The sequence below is a fragment of the Polynucleobacter wuianus genome (assembly GCF_001659725.1).
GTDB lineage: Bacteria > Pseudomonadota > Gammaproteobacteria > Burkholderiales > Burkholderiaceae > Polynucleobacter > Polynucleobacter wuianus.
Genome location: NZ_CP015922.1, coordinates 406,264 through 422,149, shown reverse-complemented (window position 1 = coordinate 422,149; position 15,886 = coordinate 406,264). Strand labels below are relative to the sequence as shown.

Sequence of the window (15,886 nt, the reverse complement as noted above, 5' to 3'; positions counted from 1 at the left end):
TTTATTTTTAGGCTTTAAATTAATGAATGAGTAGCATCTTTATAACCCAAATATTCTGCCCACAGGGCAAACTAGAGAAAACCCCTAACCCCTTTTCATGATGCATTGCACACTAATCGGCGATCACAGTGTTTTAATTGATTTTTCAAAATCCAATCAAGCCCTGAAAGATATTCATGAGCTTAGCAAGCTACTGTTTGCAAATAAGCCATCGTGGGCCACCGAAATTGTTCCCGGCTTAGATTCACTAGTCGTACAGCTGAAATATGAACTGAATGATCCCAAACAAATTCGCCAAACTGCTTTTACAGATTTGGAAAAAATTGGTAAACAATTAGAGAAGCAAAAGAAAGGTAAAACTTATCCGACTAAGATTCATCGTATTCATGTTTGCTACCACCCAGATGTTGCGCTAGATTTAATGGCAATCGCTCAAGCCTGTAAGCTACCCCCCGAACAAGTTGTAAATTTACACAAAAGCAGCACATACACAGTAGATATTTTGGGATTCATGCCAGGTTTTGCGTATTTCAGTGGACTCAATCCTAAACTCCAGTTACCACGTCTTGCCTCACCTCGTCCTGCAGTTCCTAAAGGTAGCGTAGCGATTGCTGAACTACAAACTGCGATTTATCCCCGCACCACCCCAGGCGGTTGGAACATTATTGGTAGATCGCCAAATATCCTATTTGACATAGAACAAAATCCGCCGGGCTTGTTTATGGCTGGAGATCAAATGCAAATCGAAGAAATTTCACTCGATGCACTACAGAAGTTTGAACAAAAAAATCAACCTAAAGAAATTATTCGCACCTTAGATAAAAACAAAGCAAGTATTGAGGTCATACAGCCCGGAACATTCAGTAGCATCCAGGATGATCCTCGCTCTGGCCTATCGCATTGGGCCGTTGGCCCTGGTGGAGCCTGTGACTTATCATCACTTCACCTTGCAAATGCTTTGGTCGGCAACCCATTAGATACTGCTGCGATTGAAATGACTTCAAGTGGACCCAGCCTACTCTTTCATGAAACGGCTTGCTTAGCATGGGTTGGGGCTGGATGCGATGGCATCGTAGAGGGAGAACGCATTCCAGGCAATCGCCCTATATGGTTAAATAAGGGTACCACTCTAAAGTTCTCTTCATTAAACCCAGGATTTCGTGCGGTACTTGCGATTGGCGGTGGATTCAATCTTCCAAATATTTTAGGTAGAGCGGGCTCTCATATCAGCGCAGACATCGGACCTAAGCGTCTAGAAAAAGGGGATTTCTTGCAGTTAAAAGATCCCAAGGCGCCGCTCAGATCCTCTTTCTTAAAAAGCTTATTCAAAGAGGATGCGCTGCCGTGTTTCCCCAAATGGCATGTCCGATCACCCTTTGTGCCCATGAGTGCGATTACTTCGGTGCATTGTTTAGCGGGAGCTCACCTTTCCTTCCTCTCGGTTAAAGAGCGAGAATTGTTTTGGTCTACGATTTGGAAAGTAAGCAAGCAAAGCAATCGTATGGGCGTGCGTCTCGAGGGCGACTTTAAGCTCAAAAAAGATTTACCTAATATTCCCTCGCAAGCAATTGCTTTTGGAACCGTACAGTTTCCACCATCACATGAGCCAATTGTGATGCTAGCGGAGCACCAAACTACTGGTGGATATCCTCGTCTCGCTGAGGTGATTCATGCCGACCTCACTAAATTAGCGCAAGTGAAACCGGGTAATGTAATACAGTTAATACCCGTTACCCTTGAAGAGGCAGATCAACTAAATGCAGAAGCTGTAAAGTTACAAGAATCAACTATTAATTCAATTCAAACAATGATTCAACCCAATGGAAATGCGTAATGGATATTAATAGCGATATGGGAGAAGGCTTCGGCGCCTGGGACATGGGCAACGATGCCTTATTGCTTGACTACATCACCTCCACCAATATTGCCTGTGGATGGCATGCTGGCGATCCAGCCCGGATGAAAAAACTGGTCGAGCTTGCCACAGCAAAGAAAGTGCATATTGGCGCACATCCCGGCTTACCTGATTTGGTTGGCTTTGGACGACGCGAGATGGCCATCTCTGAGCAAGATGCTTACAACTATGTTCTCTATCAAGCAGGGGCGCTACAAGCATTTGTCAATGCAGCAGGTAAAACATTGCATCACGTTAAACCCCATGGTGCTCTATACAACCAAGCAGCCAAAGATATTAAGCTCGCAAGAGGTATTGCTAGAGCGGTGAGAGACTTAGGTGGCGACATTATTTTATATGGCTTAGCAGGCAGTTACCTAATAGATGCGGCAAAAGAATTGAATGTACCGGTATGGCAAGAAGTCTTTGCCGATCGCAAATACACCAAGGAAGGATTTCTGGTGCCACGCACTCAAGCGGGCGCTGTAATCTCAGATGAGTCTGAGGCGCTCGAACAGGTAATGAGCATGTCTAAAGATGGCAAAGTCGTAGCGATCGATGGTAGTGAGATCAAAATACAAGCGGATACTTTATGCATCCATGGCGATAACCCGCATGCGGTAGAATTTGCTAAAAAAATTAAAGCGGCCTTATCTTAGGCGGGACGCTGGGTATTGGAAGATACCTTAAAGACCGTTGGAATGATCATCAACTGGAATAAGGCGATACCAATAAATAACGCCTTGGGTAGTCCAGCATCCATAAAAAAGCCAAAAATGAATGGGCCAACTGCAGCCCCAAGATCAATGCCGGAATAAACAATTCCATAGACCCGTCCGGCCACCCCTTTTGGGGTTGCTTGCTTTACTAGCAAATCCCTCGAGGGCGCTACAACCCCATACCCAAATCCAAGCGCACAAAAAACAATCGGGATGATCTCAAGCGAAATAGAACCAGTTGCAAACAAAAGACAAATGGCGATAGTGATCGACAAAAAAGAGGTGACGATGCGTTCTGGGGTGTAAAACTTAGCTGCTAGATAACCCCCCACCAAAACACCAACCGCACTACCCAAAGCCAATAAAGTTAAATAGTAATTTCCAACATCTACTGGTAGCCCATAGATTTTAAATAATGCACTTGGTGAAAATGATTGCAAGCTCGAGGTAGACGCCATACTAAAGAAAAAGAAAACCCAACAAAGCCACACTGCTTTTAACTTCAAAAATGCAAAGGTACTCTCTGGATCCCCTCCCGGATTGATCGCTTGCGCATCCGCATGGCTATTCTCATGGCGCTCTTTAACGTTATCAATCAAGTAACTTCTATTAAGCCAAAGAATTATTAGGATCAAAATTTCCAATGAGGCCGCAGATAAAAATGCAATACGCCAGTCAGAAAACCGTGCAATTCCAACCATAAAGACAGGCGCAGCAGCCCACCCCAAATATCCCGTAACACCGTGGATCGAATAGGCATAAGGCAAATTGGGCGGAGAAATTTTGTGGTTAATCAAGGTGTAGTCGACCGGGTGAAAGATGCCATTCCCACAACCTGCAACGACTGCACCCAGCGCAAACATTAGATAGCCATTGCTTTGAGAGTAGATGAGTCCAGCAAGTGCGAGCAATATCACTCCAGCAAATAAGACCGGTCTTGCACCAATGCGATCAACTAAAAATCCTGAGGAGGCTTGAGCAATACAAGAAACCACAAAGAAAATCGACATGAGCAGACCAAGCTCGGCGTAACTTAGAGCAAAAGCATCCCGCAACCATGGGAACATGGGAGGAAGCACTAAATGAAAGAAATGGGAGCTGCCGTGAGCTAGGCTAATGAGACCAATAACCCGGACATCACTGGCACGCCTACTAAGCGCTACAGTCATGTACCGAGTTTACTGGCGCAGGAAGATTCCTGCAAAAACTACTGAGGTATCAGTGAACCTGACGAGTAAAGCTAAAGTCACCCTTCTTATCAACATCGACGGGTACTACATCTTTTGGGCCAAACTTGCCTTCAAGGATCATCTTGGAAACAGGGTTCTCAATATGCTGCTGGATTGCACGCTTGAGTGGTCTTGCTCCAAATACAGGATCAAATCCAACTTCTGCGATCTTGCTTAGGGCTGCATCACTCACCTCAAGCTGCATATCTACTTTTGCTAAACGATCGGACAAGTTTTTAAGCAAGATCTTCGCAATATTAGCGATATTGCCTTTATCTAAACCATGGAAGACCACAATCTCATCAATCCGGTTTAAGAACTCAGGACGGAAATGATTCTTTAACTCTTCAAAAACAGCTTCTTTGATTTCTGACTGCTTCTTATCGGTCATTGACTGAATCAACTGTGAGCCGATATTACTGGTCATCACAATTACGGTGTTCTTAAAGTCCACGGTGCGGCCTTGACCATCTGTTAAGCGACCGTCATCAAGCACCTGTAAGAGCACGTTAAAGACATCTGGATGTGCCTTTTCAATTTCGTCAAACAAGATGACGCTGTATGGATGACGACGCACTTGCTCGGTTAGGTAACCACCCTCTTCGTAACCAACATAACCGGGAGGCGCGCCAATCAGACGAGCAACGCTATGTTTCTCCATGAACTCACTCATGTCGATACGAATTAAATGGTCTTCGCTGTCAAATAGGAAGCCAGCCAGCGCTTTACAAAGCTCTGTCTTACCAACACCAGTAGGGCCTAAGAATAAGAATGAGCCATAAGGACGATTCTCTTCAGCCAAACCTGCACGGGAACGACGGATTGCATCTGATACAGCACGAATCGCCTCTTCTTGACCAACCACGCGCTTGTGCAATAACTCCTCCATCTTCAGTAACTTATCGCGCTCACCTTGCATCATCTTCGACACTGGAATACCAGTCGCACGAGAAACAACTTCAGCGATTTCTTCTGCGCCTACTTGAGTGCGCAAGAGTTTGTTCTTCACAACGCCATCTTTATCGCCCTTCGCTTCTGCAGCAGTTGCAGACTTGAGCTTAGCTTCGAGCTCAGGCAGCTTGCCGTATTGCAACTCAGCAACTTTCTCAAGCTTGCCTTCACGCTGTAACTTGGCAATCTCTCCGCGCACCTTCTCAATCTCTTCTTTTAGATTGGCAGCACCCAGGACAGCACCCTTCTCCGCCTTCCAGATCTCCTCTAAATCAGCGTATTCAGCACCGAGTCGCTTAATTTCATCCTCGATGAGGGCAAGACGCTTCTGAGATGCTTCATCTTTTTCCTTCTTTACAGCCTCACGCTCAATCTTGAGCTGAATTAAACGGCGATCAAGCTTATCCATTACCTCTGGCTTAGAGTCGATCTCCATTCTGATGCGTGAACCTGCCTCGTCAATGAGGTCAATAGCCTTATCTGGTAAGAAACGGTCAGTAATGTAGCGGTGTGACAACTCAGCTGCCGCCACAATTGCTGGATCGGTGATCTCAATACCGTGATGGAGCTCATAGCGCTCTTGCAAGCCACGCAAGATTGCAATGGTTGCCTCAACACTAGGCTCTTCAACCATCACTTTTTGAAAACGGCGCTCAAGCGCAGGATCTTTCTCGATGTACTTGCGGTACTCATCTAAAGTGGTTGCGCCAATACAATGCAATTCGCCACGTGCCAATGCAGGCTTGAGCATATTGCCAGCATCCATTGCGCCATCACCTTTACCTGCGCCAACCATCGTATGAATCTCATCAATAAAGATAATAGTTTGACCTTCATCTTTAGCAACATCACTCAAAACCGCTTTGAGACGCTCCTCAAATTCGCCGCGATACTTTGCACCAGCCAAGAGTAAGGCCATATCCAAAACTAAGACGCGCTTATCTTTGAGGGTTTCAGGCACTTCACCATTCACAATGCGTTGGGCTAAGCCTTCAACAATAGCAGTCTTACCTACACCAGGCTCACCAATCAGTACTGGGTTGTTCTTACCGCGACGCTGCAAGATCTGAATGGTGCGACGAATCTCATCATCACGACCAATCACAGGATCGAGCTTACCCATGCGGGCACGTTCTGTTAAGTCGACGGTGTATTTCTTTAAGGCCTCACGTTGACCTTCGGCATCCGCACTATTCACTGATTCTCCTCCGCGCACTAAATCAATAGCCGCCTCTAACGATTTCCGATTTAAACCATTTTCACGAGCAACCTTACCTAGCTCGCCCTTGTCGTCCGCTACCACCAGCAGAAATAACTCGCCAGCGATAAATTGATCATTGCGCTTGTTTGCCTCTTTCTCGCATAGATTCAGCCAATTACTCAGATCACGACCAACTTGAACTTCACCGCTAGTGCCCTGCACTTCGGGCAAATTGGAGATGATTTTCTCCACACCTTTTTCTAAACCCGGGACATTGACGCCAGCTCGCGTCAGCAAACTCTTGGCAGCACCATCCGAATCACGCAACATCGCCAGCAAAACATGGGCTGACTCTATATATTGGTTATCTTTAGCTAAAGCGATACTCTGGGCTTCACTTAAAGCCTCTTGAAACTTGGTTGTTAATTTATCTATTCTCATTTTTATGCCTCATGCATTCCATGTATTTCTATCTATAGAATATAAGGGCAATATTGCCAATTTCAAGGCTTTCTGAGCCCTTTTTAACCCTAATCTGACCCAATTTGAGCTGGCTTGTTTACCTTCTAGAGTGTTCCGATGGCAGCTATTACGCTGGCATTACTAACCGCCTAGAACATCGTTTGGAAGCCCATAATTCAGGGCAAGGCGCCCGCTATACAAGATCACGCAGACCGGTTGTCCTTTTGGCTACACAAGAGCACCCAGACAGATCAGAGGCCTCCAAGGCCGAGGCGAAATTAAAACGTTTGCCCAAGAACCAAAAGCTGGGGTTCTTCAAGAATTAAGCCGCTCATCAAAAGAAAAGCCACCCCGCAGAGTGGCTTACATTTCCGTCAATAACTTCTTAGAAGTTAAATGTTGCAGAGATTTGCGGACCAGCAGTTAGCGACTTGATCGCAGCAACTCGTGAGTCTAGGCCAAAGTACATAGCGCGATATGACAAAGTCACGTCACCCCAAGAGTAAGCATTGCCAACACCCACTAAAGTTTGCCAAGTAGTAGTGTTGCTACCAGGACCTTTACCAATATCAGCATAGTAAGGAATAAACCAAGAACTATCAGCGATACGTGCGCGCCCTTTGAAACCAATGATTGCATCAGTAGTTTGATTGGTAAAGCTTTTGTTTAATGATGGAGAGATGGGATAGGTGCTGCCATCAACAGTTAACTTTGCATTTGCATCTAACGATGTCGTGAGACTGATATATCGAATGCCAGCTAGGGCATCAAGATAAATATTGCCTGATCTATAAGCCGTATAAGTACCAGCAAATGTCAGAACCGTTTCCTTAATCTTGGTATTTTGACCAGCATATAAGGAATTTGGCAAGTCATCCTTATTGGGAATGTACTTAGTGGTACTACCGCTACCACCCATTTGGGAGTAAACGAGATCAGCCATCAGACCCCAGTCACCTTTATGAGCCTCAGCCGTAAGAAACGCAAAAACGGATGCACTATTTAAGTTATCACTAATAGATGAGTCAGCTGTTTTAGAAAGGCGACTTGCAGATGCGGTCGTCCAACTTGCAGGTGCCCAGCCACTAATCGTGCCTGAAAAACGCCAATCATTTCCGATAACAGGAATAGGATTAATTGCGCCCTCAGCAAAAGCAGTGGTCGACAATAATGCGAAGGAGGTTATGGTGAGTAGTTTTTTTAATGAAATCATTTTGGTCTAAATAAGAATTAATTGTTGTTAAAGAATGAATTATTTTTTATTCCAACGAGCCATTGCAATATCGTCAGTCACACGAGCGTCAACCCAGCGCGCGCCTTCGGGTGTATCTTCCTTTTTCCAAAAAGGGGCTGCAGTCTTGAGGTAATCCATGATAAATTCACATGCAGCGAAGGCCTCGCCTCTATGAGCACTGGTGACAGCAACTAAAACGATTTGATCTTCAGGCAATAATGGTCCAACACGATGAATGATAAGGGTGTTGTAAATGTCCCAGCGTGACTTTGCTTGGGCGATGATTTCTTCTAAAGCCTTTTCTGTCATGCCTGGGTAATGCTCTAAAGACATGCCCTTAACCTGACTACCATCATTCATATCGCGCACGGTACCCAGGAACGTCACTACCGCGCCCACCCTAGGATCACCCTTGCGAAGCGCTGCAATCTCGGCACTCACATCAAAATCATTTTCTTGAATTTTGATTGGCATACTAACCACCAGTGACTGGAGGGAAAAAGGCTACTTCAGCGCCTTCTTGTAAAACTGTATTGAAATCAACCATATGCTGATTCAGTGCGCAGCGCAAAGCTTTGCCCTCAGCCAGAGCTTGAGCCCAAATACCACCCCTTTGCACGAGGAAAGATCTCAAGTCAGAAATAGTCTTAATTGAGGATGGCACATCAATACTCTCTTGCGAAGTTTCAAGAGCTTCACGTAAAGAGGCAAAAAATCGTAATTCAAGTTTCATTAGGCAATCGTAATCCGATTATTTCAGCAATGCATCAAAAGGGGTGTACTTCACTAAATCACCCTTTTGAATAGCCTGCCCCGGTGGACAGTCGACCAAACCATCACCCCATGAGGCGCTCGTTAGCACTCCAGAGCTTTGATTGGGGAATAAATCTAGGCCGCCTTTCGCATTAAATTTCACACGCAAAAATTCATTACGTCGATCTGCTTTAAGCCAGTCAAAGTCGGCACGTACTAAGTAAGAGTGAGGAGTCTTCGTCTCCCGACCCTGTAATTTCAGAATGAATGGGCGCACAAATAATAAGAAGGTCACAAAGCTCGATACCGGGTTACCAGGTAATCCAATAAACCATGCTTCACCATCTTTGGGCTCATCAGATTTGCGCACTGCTCCAAATGCTAATGGCTTGCCAGGCTTAATCGCAATTTGCCAAAGATCTAATCTACCTTCAGCACTTACTGCTGGCTTGATATGATCTTCTTCGCCAACCGATACACCACCAGAAGTAATAATGAGGTCGTGATCTTTGCTCGCTTTACGTAATGCCGCACGAGTAGCATCCAAACGATCAGGAACAATACCTAAATCGGTTGCATCGCAGCCCAAAGACTTCAGGCAAGCCAATAAGGTATCGCGATTGGAGTTGTAAATCCCGCCTGGTTTGAGTGGCTCACCCGGTAAAGCTAATTCATCGCCAGTAAAGAAGGCTGCCACATTCACGCGTCGCTTCACATTGAGATGCGTTAATCCTGCAGATGCTGCGACGCCTAGCTCTTGAGGGCGTAAAAATGTTCCCGCATTGAGTGCCGTTTTGCCAGCAGTTAAATCTTCGCCACGACGACGGATCCATTGGCCTAATATCGGCGCAACATTGACCTGCACCTTATCGGTAGCGCCTTCAGGAATTACACAATCTTCTTGCATCACAACGGCATCAGCCCCTAGCGGTACCGGTGCGCCTGTAAAAATACGAGCCGCTGTACTAGGCTCTAATTGAGTACCCACTGAGCCCGCCGGAATACGCTGTGCAACTTTAAGCACTTGTCCTGCGCTTGATGTATCGGCAGTTCTGACTGCATAACCATCCATTGAGGTGTTATCAAGGGGAGGCACATCCACCAAACTATTAACATCTTCTGCGAGTACGCGACCCAGTGCTGCCTGCATAGGAACGCTTTCGCTTTGCTCAACCGGCTTTGCATGAGAGAGCAAGTGCTCTAAAGCCTGCTGTGCAGTCAACATCGGTGGCTTAGTCATAGCAATTTAATTGTTGCTTCGGTATTGGATTGAAAATTTAACTGACGTGCGTGGTAATAAAATCTTTAACTTGATTTATATCCGCATCAATATTTTCGACACGTTGCGGCTTAGATTTAATATCTTTAAATGCAGGAGGACACTCAGCAGGACGGCCTAAGGCCTCTTGAATCGTCTCTTCAAACTTAATTGGCAAGGCGGTCTCAAGCACCAACATCGGAATGCCAGCCTGCAGATGTTCACGCGCCACTTTAACGCCATCAGCAGTATGCGTATCGATCATGACGCCATATTTTTGATCGATATCACGAATGGTTTCTAATCGATTATTGTGGGTACTTCGTCCAGATTGGAAGCCATATTTACCAAGATCCTTGAAGACGGCATCGTTTGAGATATCAAAGCCACCAGCGCTATCAACTTGCTTAAACATCGCAGCTGTGGCATTGCCGTCTTGACCCATGAAGTCAAAGACAAAGCGCTCAAAGTTACTTGCTTTGGAGATGTCCATGGAGGGACTTGTAGTGTGTAGAGTCTCAGCAGCCTTGCGTGCACGATAGACACCAGTACGGAAGAACTCATCGAGCACATCGTTCTCATTGGTTGCTACAACCAAATGCGCAATCGGTAAACCCATCATACGAGCAATATGTCCTGCGCATACATTACCGAAGTTACCTGAAGGAACAGTGAAAGAGACCTTCTCAGAGCTAGACTTGGTCGCTAGTAGATAACCTTGGAAGTAGTACACCACTTGAGCGACTACGCGACCCCAGTTAATGGAGTTCACAGTACCGATTTGATTTTTAGCTTTGAAAGTGTGGTCATTGCTCACCGCTTTCACAATGTCTTGGCAATCATCAAATACACCCGCTACCGCCAAATTGAAAATATTTGGATCTTGCAAGGAATACATCTGGGCAGATTGGAATGCACTCATCTTGCCGCGTGGTGAAAGCATGAATACCCTAACACCCTCTTTACCGCGCATTGCATATTCAGCAGCACTACCGGTATCACCAGAAGTCGCACCCAAAATATTGAGCTTCTGACCCGCACGCTTTAATGCATATTCAAAAAGATTGCCCAGCAACTGCATCGCCATGTCTTTAAAGGCTAGGGTTGGGCCGTTAGAAAGACTTAATAAACCAATACGTGTACCCCCCTCTTCACCCAGCCAATGCAAAGGGGTAATATCTTTTGCATTATCTTGTGAGCGACCGTTGCAATAGACTTGCTCTGTATAGGTCTTGCGTATGAGCGCACGTAGATCTGCCTCTGGAATGTCATCACAATACAAACTCAACACTTCATATGCTAAGTCGGCATAAGACAAACCGCGCCAAGAATCTAGCTGAGCGGGAGTCACTTGAGGATATTGCGTTGGCAAATACAGACCGCCATCAGGCGCCAATCCACCCAACAAAATTTCTAAGAATGATTGTTGTGGGCTATTGCCACGAGTAGATTGGTAACGCATGGATTTACTTAAGACAGATTTTCTAAACGAATCTTCACCACTTCACCAGCAACTGTCTTGAGATTCTGAATCTCTTTAATTGCGGCAAGCATGTTCTTCTCTTTGGTTTCGTGTGTCAAAGCAACTAAGTCAGTTTGACTTTCACCCTCATCAGCCTCTTTTTGCAAGAGCGCATCGATTGATACGCCGTGTGAAGCCAAGATCTTGGTGATATCAGCCAAAACGCCAGCTTGGTCAGCAACACGCATACGCAAGTAGTAACTTGTGGTGATCTCGCCAATTGGTAGAACTGGAGTATCTTGAACTGCATCTGGCTGGAAAGCCAGGTAAGGAACGCGGTGCTCAGCATCAGCACTTAGCAAGCGAGTGATATCTACCAAGTCGGCGATGACTGCAGAAGCGGTTGGCTCTGAACCAGCGCCTTTTCCGTAGTACAGGGTTGTACCGACAGCGTCACCGAATACTTGTACTGCATTCATGGCACCTTCAACGTTTGCAATTAATCGCTTAGAAGGAATTAAGGTTGGGTGTACGCGTAGCTCAACGCCTGTTGGTGTTTTCTTCGCAATGCCAAGCAACTTAATGCGATAACCCAATTGCTCCGCATAACGAATATCAATTGCCGCTAATTTAGTAATGCCTTCTACGTGCGCTTTTTCAAACTGCATTGGAATACCAAAGGCAATCGCACTCATGATGGTTGCTTTATGCGCCGCATCAACCCCTTCGATGTCGAAAGTTGGGTCTGCTTCTGCGTAACCTAAACGTTGCGCCTCTTTGAGAACGGTTTCAAAGTCCAAGCCTTTGTCACGCATCTCAGAGAGAATGAAATTGGTTGTGCCGTTGATGATGCCGGCAATCCACTCAATTCGGTTGGCAGTTAAGCCTTCACGCAAAGCTTTAATGATCGGAATCCCTCCAGCGACCGCTGCCTCAAAAGCTACCATCACGCCTTTAGCATGAGCTGCTTTAAAAATTTCATTACCATGAACTGCAATTAAGGCCTTATTGGCCGTAACGACATGTTTACCAGCCGCAATCGCCTCTAGAACCAAGTCTTTAGCAATTCCGTAGCCGCCAATAAGCTCAACAACGATATCAATTTCAGGATTATTAATCACCGCACGTGCGTCATTAACAACCTGCGCACGATCTTTAACGAGCTCTTTAGCGCGCTCTACATTTAAATCGGCAACGGTATTAATGCGAATGCCACGGCCCGCACGACGGGTAATCTCATCTTGGTTACGCTCGAGAACAGTAAATACGCCACCACCAACGGTGCCAATACCCAATAGACCTACTTGAATCGGTTTCATGATGCCTTTGCTGCGGTTGAAGATGCCTTACGGGCATGCTTATTACGATAACGCTCAAGAAAACGTGCCAAGCGACCAATCGCCTCTTTAAGCACATCCTCATGGGGTAAGAACACTACGCGGAAGTGATCAGGCTTGCCCCAGTTAAAACCGGAACCCTGCACTAACAATACTTTTTCTTCTTTTAGAAGATCGGCAACAAACTGCTGATCATCTTCAATTGGATAAACATCTGGGTCTAATTTTGGAAATAAATACAAAGCAGATTTTGGTTTAATACAAGTCACGCCAGGAATATCAGTAATGAGTTTCCAGGCAAGGTCACGCTGCTTTGCAAGACGACCGCCCTCGCCTACCAAATCATTAATACTTTGATAACCACCCAATGCAGTTTGAATCGCATATTGACCAGGAACGTTTGCGCACAAGCGCATCGAGGCCAACATATTGAGGCCCTCGATATAGTCGCGTACCATCTCTTTATCCCCTGAAACCACCATCCAGCCTGCTCGGTAGCCGCATGAGCGGTAATTCTTGGATAAACCGTTGAAGGTAATGACGACAACGTCACTTGACAAGGAAGCCAGAGAAATATGCTTCTCACCGTCGTACAACATCTTGTCGTAAATTTCATCAGCAAACAAAATCAAACCATGTTCACGAGCAATTTGTGTGAGCTCAAGCAAGACTTCTTTAGAGTAAATCGCACCAGTTGGATTGTTTGGGTTAATCACGACAATCGCTTTTGTACGGGACGTAATTTTTTTGCGCAGATCATTTAAATCTGGCGCCCACTCTTTCGATTCATCACAGAGATAATGTACAGGCGTACCACTCGATAAACTGACGGCGGCAGTCCACAGCGGATAGTCAGGCGTCGGCACCAAGACTTCATCGCCATCATTTAAGAGTGCATTCATCGATAGCACGATGAGTTCAGATACGCCGTTACCGGTATATACGTCATCTAAAGTTACGCCCTGAATACCTTTTTCTTGGCAGTACTGCATGATGGCTTTCCGAGCTGCAAAAATACCCTTTGAATCAGAATAGGCAGATGCATTGCTCAAATTGCGAATCATGTCCAACTGAATTTCTTCAGGAGGATCGAAACCGAAAACTCCTACGTTTCCGATGTTTAATTTGATGATTTTGTGACCCTCTTCTTCCATGCGCTGAGCAAGCTCGAGCACAGGTCCACGAATGTCGTAACAGACGTTATCGAGTTTTTGGGACTTTAGGATAGGTTTCACAATAAATTAAAGGGTAAGTTCTTGAAATCTTGGAAAAAACAGCTAGCTATAATCCACATAATTATGACAGAGAGTCCACTTGAAGCTTCAATCTGACCCCCATTCCGGAGCCAATACAATCACTGGCTATGGGGATGGCTACGTTGAGATCAACCAAGTCTCATATGCCCATGCGGTCTTATTGAGCTCGGATGGCGCTATTTCGCAGTGGCCAGCTAAGGCCTTCGATAATCTAGAGACAAGCCATTTTGCTCAAATGGTCAATCTGAAGCCTGAATTGATCCTTATTGGCACTGGAAGTCGTCAGCGCTTCCCCAAGCCGGAGCTCTTAAAACCCCTCATCGATGCCAAAATCGGCTTTGAAATCATGGATTCTCAAGCGGCCTGTCGTACCTACAACATTCTGGTAGGTGAAGGACGTCAAGTTCTGCTAGCCCTGATTGTGGAGCCAACTTAATGCAATTAGGGCAGATTCGCCAATCTTCCCCTCTAGATCCCAGCAAGATTTTGCTCTTGCTCATCATTTATGCCTTGTTATGGTTTGGCACACTGAACTATCGCCATCTCATCCCATCTGATGAGGGACGCTATGCTGAGATGGCCAGAGAGATGTTGGTCACTGGCGATTGGGTTACCCCTCGCTATAACGGCTACAAGTATTTTGAAAAACCACCGTTACAAGTTTGGGCAAACGCTGCAACATTCCAAGTCTTTGGCATTGGTGAGTGGCAAGCTAGGCTTTGGACAGCGCTCACTGGGTTTTTAACCATACTGGCAACTGCTTATACAGGCACACGCATCTATAGCGCGCGAGCAGGATGGTTAGCTGCAGTTGTTTTGGCGTCCAGTCCGATGTGGGTCATTAGCGGCCACTTTAATTCTCTTGACATGGGTCTGTCAGCATTTTTAGTGGCAGCTTTGTGCAGTCTTTTGTTAGCACAAACTTCTCACAACAAAGCAAGTAGTCGTAATTGGATGTGGTCTTGTTGGGTGTTCATGGCGCTTGCAACCTTATCAAAAGGATTGATTGGTGCCGCAATCCCTGCCATGGTTTTTATTGCTTACTCTATTAGCGTGTGGGATTGGAAAATTTGGACTCGCTTAAGATTATTTAGCGGAACTATTATTTACTTACTCATTACAAGCCCATGGTTTGTAATGGTTGCACAGCGTAATCCAGAGTTCTTGGAATTTTTCTTCATCCACGAACACTTTCAACGCTTTACCCAAGATGCGCACAGTAGAACTGGCCCCATTTCTTACTTTGTGCCACTACTTCTCATCGGCGCTCTACCCTGGATATTGCAGATCCCAGGTGCCATTACACAAGCATGGCAAGAGCGTAGGCGAGAGTTTTCTAGTGGATGGTTATTGGTGTGCTGGTTTGCAATCATCTTTGCATTCTTTAGTGTGTCGCACTCGAAATTGCCAGGCTATATCATCCCCATTTTTCCAGCCCTAGCCTTGCTCATTGGTAATCGTTTAGATCACCTACTTGGAAGTACTAACTCTATGGCATTGCCATGGAAGTTACAAACACTTGGATTTGCACTACTAGGAATTTTTGGATTTTTCTTCTTAGATGCCATTGGTAAACAAGCAAGACCTGATGAAATAGAAGCATATGCGCAATATACCTACTGGGTTATCGCAGCATTAATTGCTCTCATTAGCTTTAGTGCGTTTGCAGCGCTGCAATCGAAACGTAATGGCTTGCAAAGTATCGTCAGTTTTGCAAGTGGTTTTTTCTTATGCGCCATCATCGCTGGCACCGGTCACGAAACCTTAGGGCGCGCAGTATCTGGTATCGATCTTGCTAACCGAGTGAAGGCAAGCATCCCGGGGAACGTCAATTTCTATTCTGTCCGCTTACTCGATCACACCATGCCTTTCTATTTAGGTAGAACTATGATCATGGTTGAAGACCCAGATGAACTCTTGTTTGGCGTCAATCAACAGCCAGAAATATGGCTACCGACCTTAGATGCCTTTATTGCTCGCTGGAAAGAAGATCAAACTGCTTACGCCATCATGGTTCCTGAGCAGTATGTCGCACTTCAGGGTACAAACCTGCCGATGCAAGAGGTGGATCGTGACTCTCGTAGAGTGATCGTGAAACATCCAGACAACGCAAACACGACGCAGTAATAT

At 45.7% G+C, this 15,886-nt stretch carries 14 protein-coding genes; 5 read left to right on the top strand and 9 right to left on the bottom strand.

The genetic code is table 11. The annotated features are described in order from the left end of the window. Positions 1 to 97: 97 nt before the first annotated feature. Positions 98 to 1,834: a 5-oxoprolinase subunit B/C family protein gene (locus tag A8O14_RS02265; RefSeq protein WP_068948026.1), complete on the top strand. Its 1,737-nt coding sequence runs from the start codon at positions 98 to 100 to the stop codon at positions 1,832 to 1,834. Then, a complete protein-coding gene (locus tag A8O14_RS02260; RefSeq protein WP_068948025.1) occupies positions 1,834 to 2,553 on the top strand; it encodes a 5-oxoprolinase subunit PxpA in 720 nt (239 codons plus the stop codon). The genes A8O14_RS02265 and A8O14_RS02260 overlap by 1 nt, the downstream gene beginning before the upstream one ends. Here A8O14_RS02260 and A8O14_RS02255 read toward each other — a convergent pair. Together A8O14_RS02255 and clpB are read right to left on the bottom strand one after the other, a co-directional pair. Next, a complete protein-coding gene (locus tag A8O14_RS02255) occupies positions 2,550 to 3,782 on the bottom strand; it encodes an MFS transporter (RefSeq protein ID WP_068948024.1) in 1,233 nt (410 codons plus the stop codon). The two genes, A8O14_RS02260 and A8O14_RS02255, sit on opposite strands and share 4 nt — an antisense overlap. Positions 3,783 to 3,831: 49 nt before the next feature. Further along, a complete protein-coding gene (gene clpB, locus A8O14_RS02250) occupies positions 3,832 to 6,435 on the bottom strand; it encodes an ATP-dependent chaperone ClpB (RefSeq protein ID WP_068948023.1) in 2,604 nt (867 codons plus the stop codon). A gap of 104 nt (positions 6,436 to 6,539) precedes the next feature. Here clpB and A8O14_RS11490 point away from each other — a divergent pair, with 104 nt between their 5' ends. After that, on the top strand, positions 6,540 to 6,782 hold the full coding sequence (locus A8O14_RS11490) for a GIY-YIG nuclease family protein (RefSeq protein ID WP_071608665.1): 243 nt from the start codon (positions 6,540 to 6,542) through the stop codon (positions 6,780 to 6,782). A 59-nt stretch (positions 6,783 to 6,841) separates the two neighbouring features. Here the strand turns inward: A8O14_RS11490 and A8O14_RS02245 are convergent, their stop codons facing one another. From A8O14_RS02245 to A8O14_RS02215, 7 genes are read right to left on the bottom strand one after another with little or no spacing between them, the layout of a single operon-like run. After that, a complete protein-coding gene (locus A8O14_RS02245) occupies positions 6,842 to 7,669 on the bottom strand; it encodes a hypothetical protein (RefSeq protein WP_068948022.1) in 828 nt (275 codons plus the stop codon). A gap of 39 nt (positions 7,670 to 7,708) precedes the next feature. Continuing rightward, a complete protein-coding gene (gene moaE / locus A8O14_RS02240) occupies positions 7,709 to 8,164 on the bottom strand; it encodes a molybdopterin synthase catalytic subunit MoaE (RefSeq protein ID WP_068948021.1) in 456 nt (151 codons plus the stop codon). A gap of 1 nt (position 8,165) precedes the next feature. Then, positions 8,166 to 8,423, bottom strand: coding sequence for a molybdopterin converting factor subunit 1 (moaD, locus tag A8O14_RS02235; protein ID WP_068948020.1), 258 nt, complete (start codon positions 8,421 to 8,423; stop codon positions 8,166 to 8,168). Positions 8,424 to 8,441: 18 nt separating this feature from the next. Further along, a complete protein-coding gene (locus A8O14_RS02230) occupies positions 8,442 to 9,668 on the bottom strand; it encodes a molybdopterin molybdotransferase MoeA (RefSeq protein WP_068948019.1) in 1,227 nt (408 codons plus the stop codon). Between the two features lie 52 nt (positions 9,669 to 9,720). Further along, a complete protein-coding gene (thrC, locus tag A8O14_RS02225) occupies positions 9,721 to 11,163 on the bottom strand; it encodes a threonine synthase (protein WP_068948018.1) in 1,443 nt (480 codons plus the stop codon). A gap of 8 nt (positions 11,164 to 11,171) precedes the next feature. Further along, a complete protein-coding gene (locus A8O14_RS02220; protein WP_068948017.1) occupies positions 11,172 to 12,482 on the bottom strand; it encodes a homoserine dehydrogenase in 1,311 nt (436 codons plus the stop codon). Beyond that, the gene (locus tag A8O14_RS02215) at positions 12,479 to 13,735 is read right to left on the bottom strand and encodes a pyridoxal phosphate-dependent aminotransferase (protein ID WP_068948016.1); all 1,257 of its coding nucleotides are present in this window, start codon (positions 13,733 to 13,735) and stop codon (positions 12,479 to 12,481) included. Before A8O14_RS02215 ends, A8O14_RS02220 begins: the two co-directional genes overlap by 4 nt. 79 nt (positions 13,736 to 13,814) lie before the next feature. Here A8O14_RS02215 and A8O14_RS02210 point away from each other — a divergent pair, with 79 nt between their 5' ends. Both A8O14_RS02210 and A8O14_RS02205 read left to right on the top strand, forming a co-directional pair. After that, positions 13,815 to 14,192, top strand: coding sequence for an Mth938-like domain-containing protein (locus A8O14_RS02210; protein WP_068948015.1), 378 nt, complete (start codon positions 13,815 to 13,817; stop codon positions 14,190 to 14,192). Continuing rightward, positions 14,192 to 15,883 (top strand): ArnT family glycosyltransferase, encoded by a 1,692-nt coding sequence (locus tag A8O14_RS02205; RefSeq protein WP_068948014.1) that lies wholly within the window; start codon positions 14,192 to 14,194, stop codon positions 15,881 to 15,883. The genes A8O14_RS02210 and A8O14_RS02205 overlap by 1 nt, the downstream gene beginning before the upstream one ends. The last annotated feature ends 3 nt before the right edge of the window (positions 15,884 to 15,886 follow it).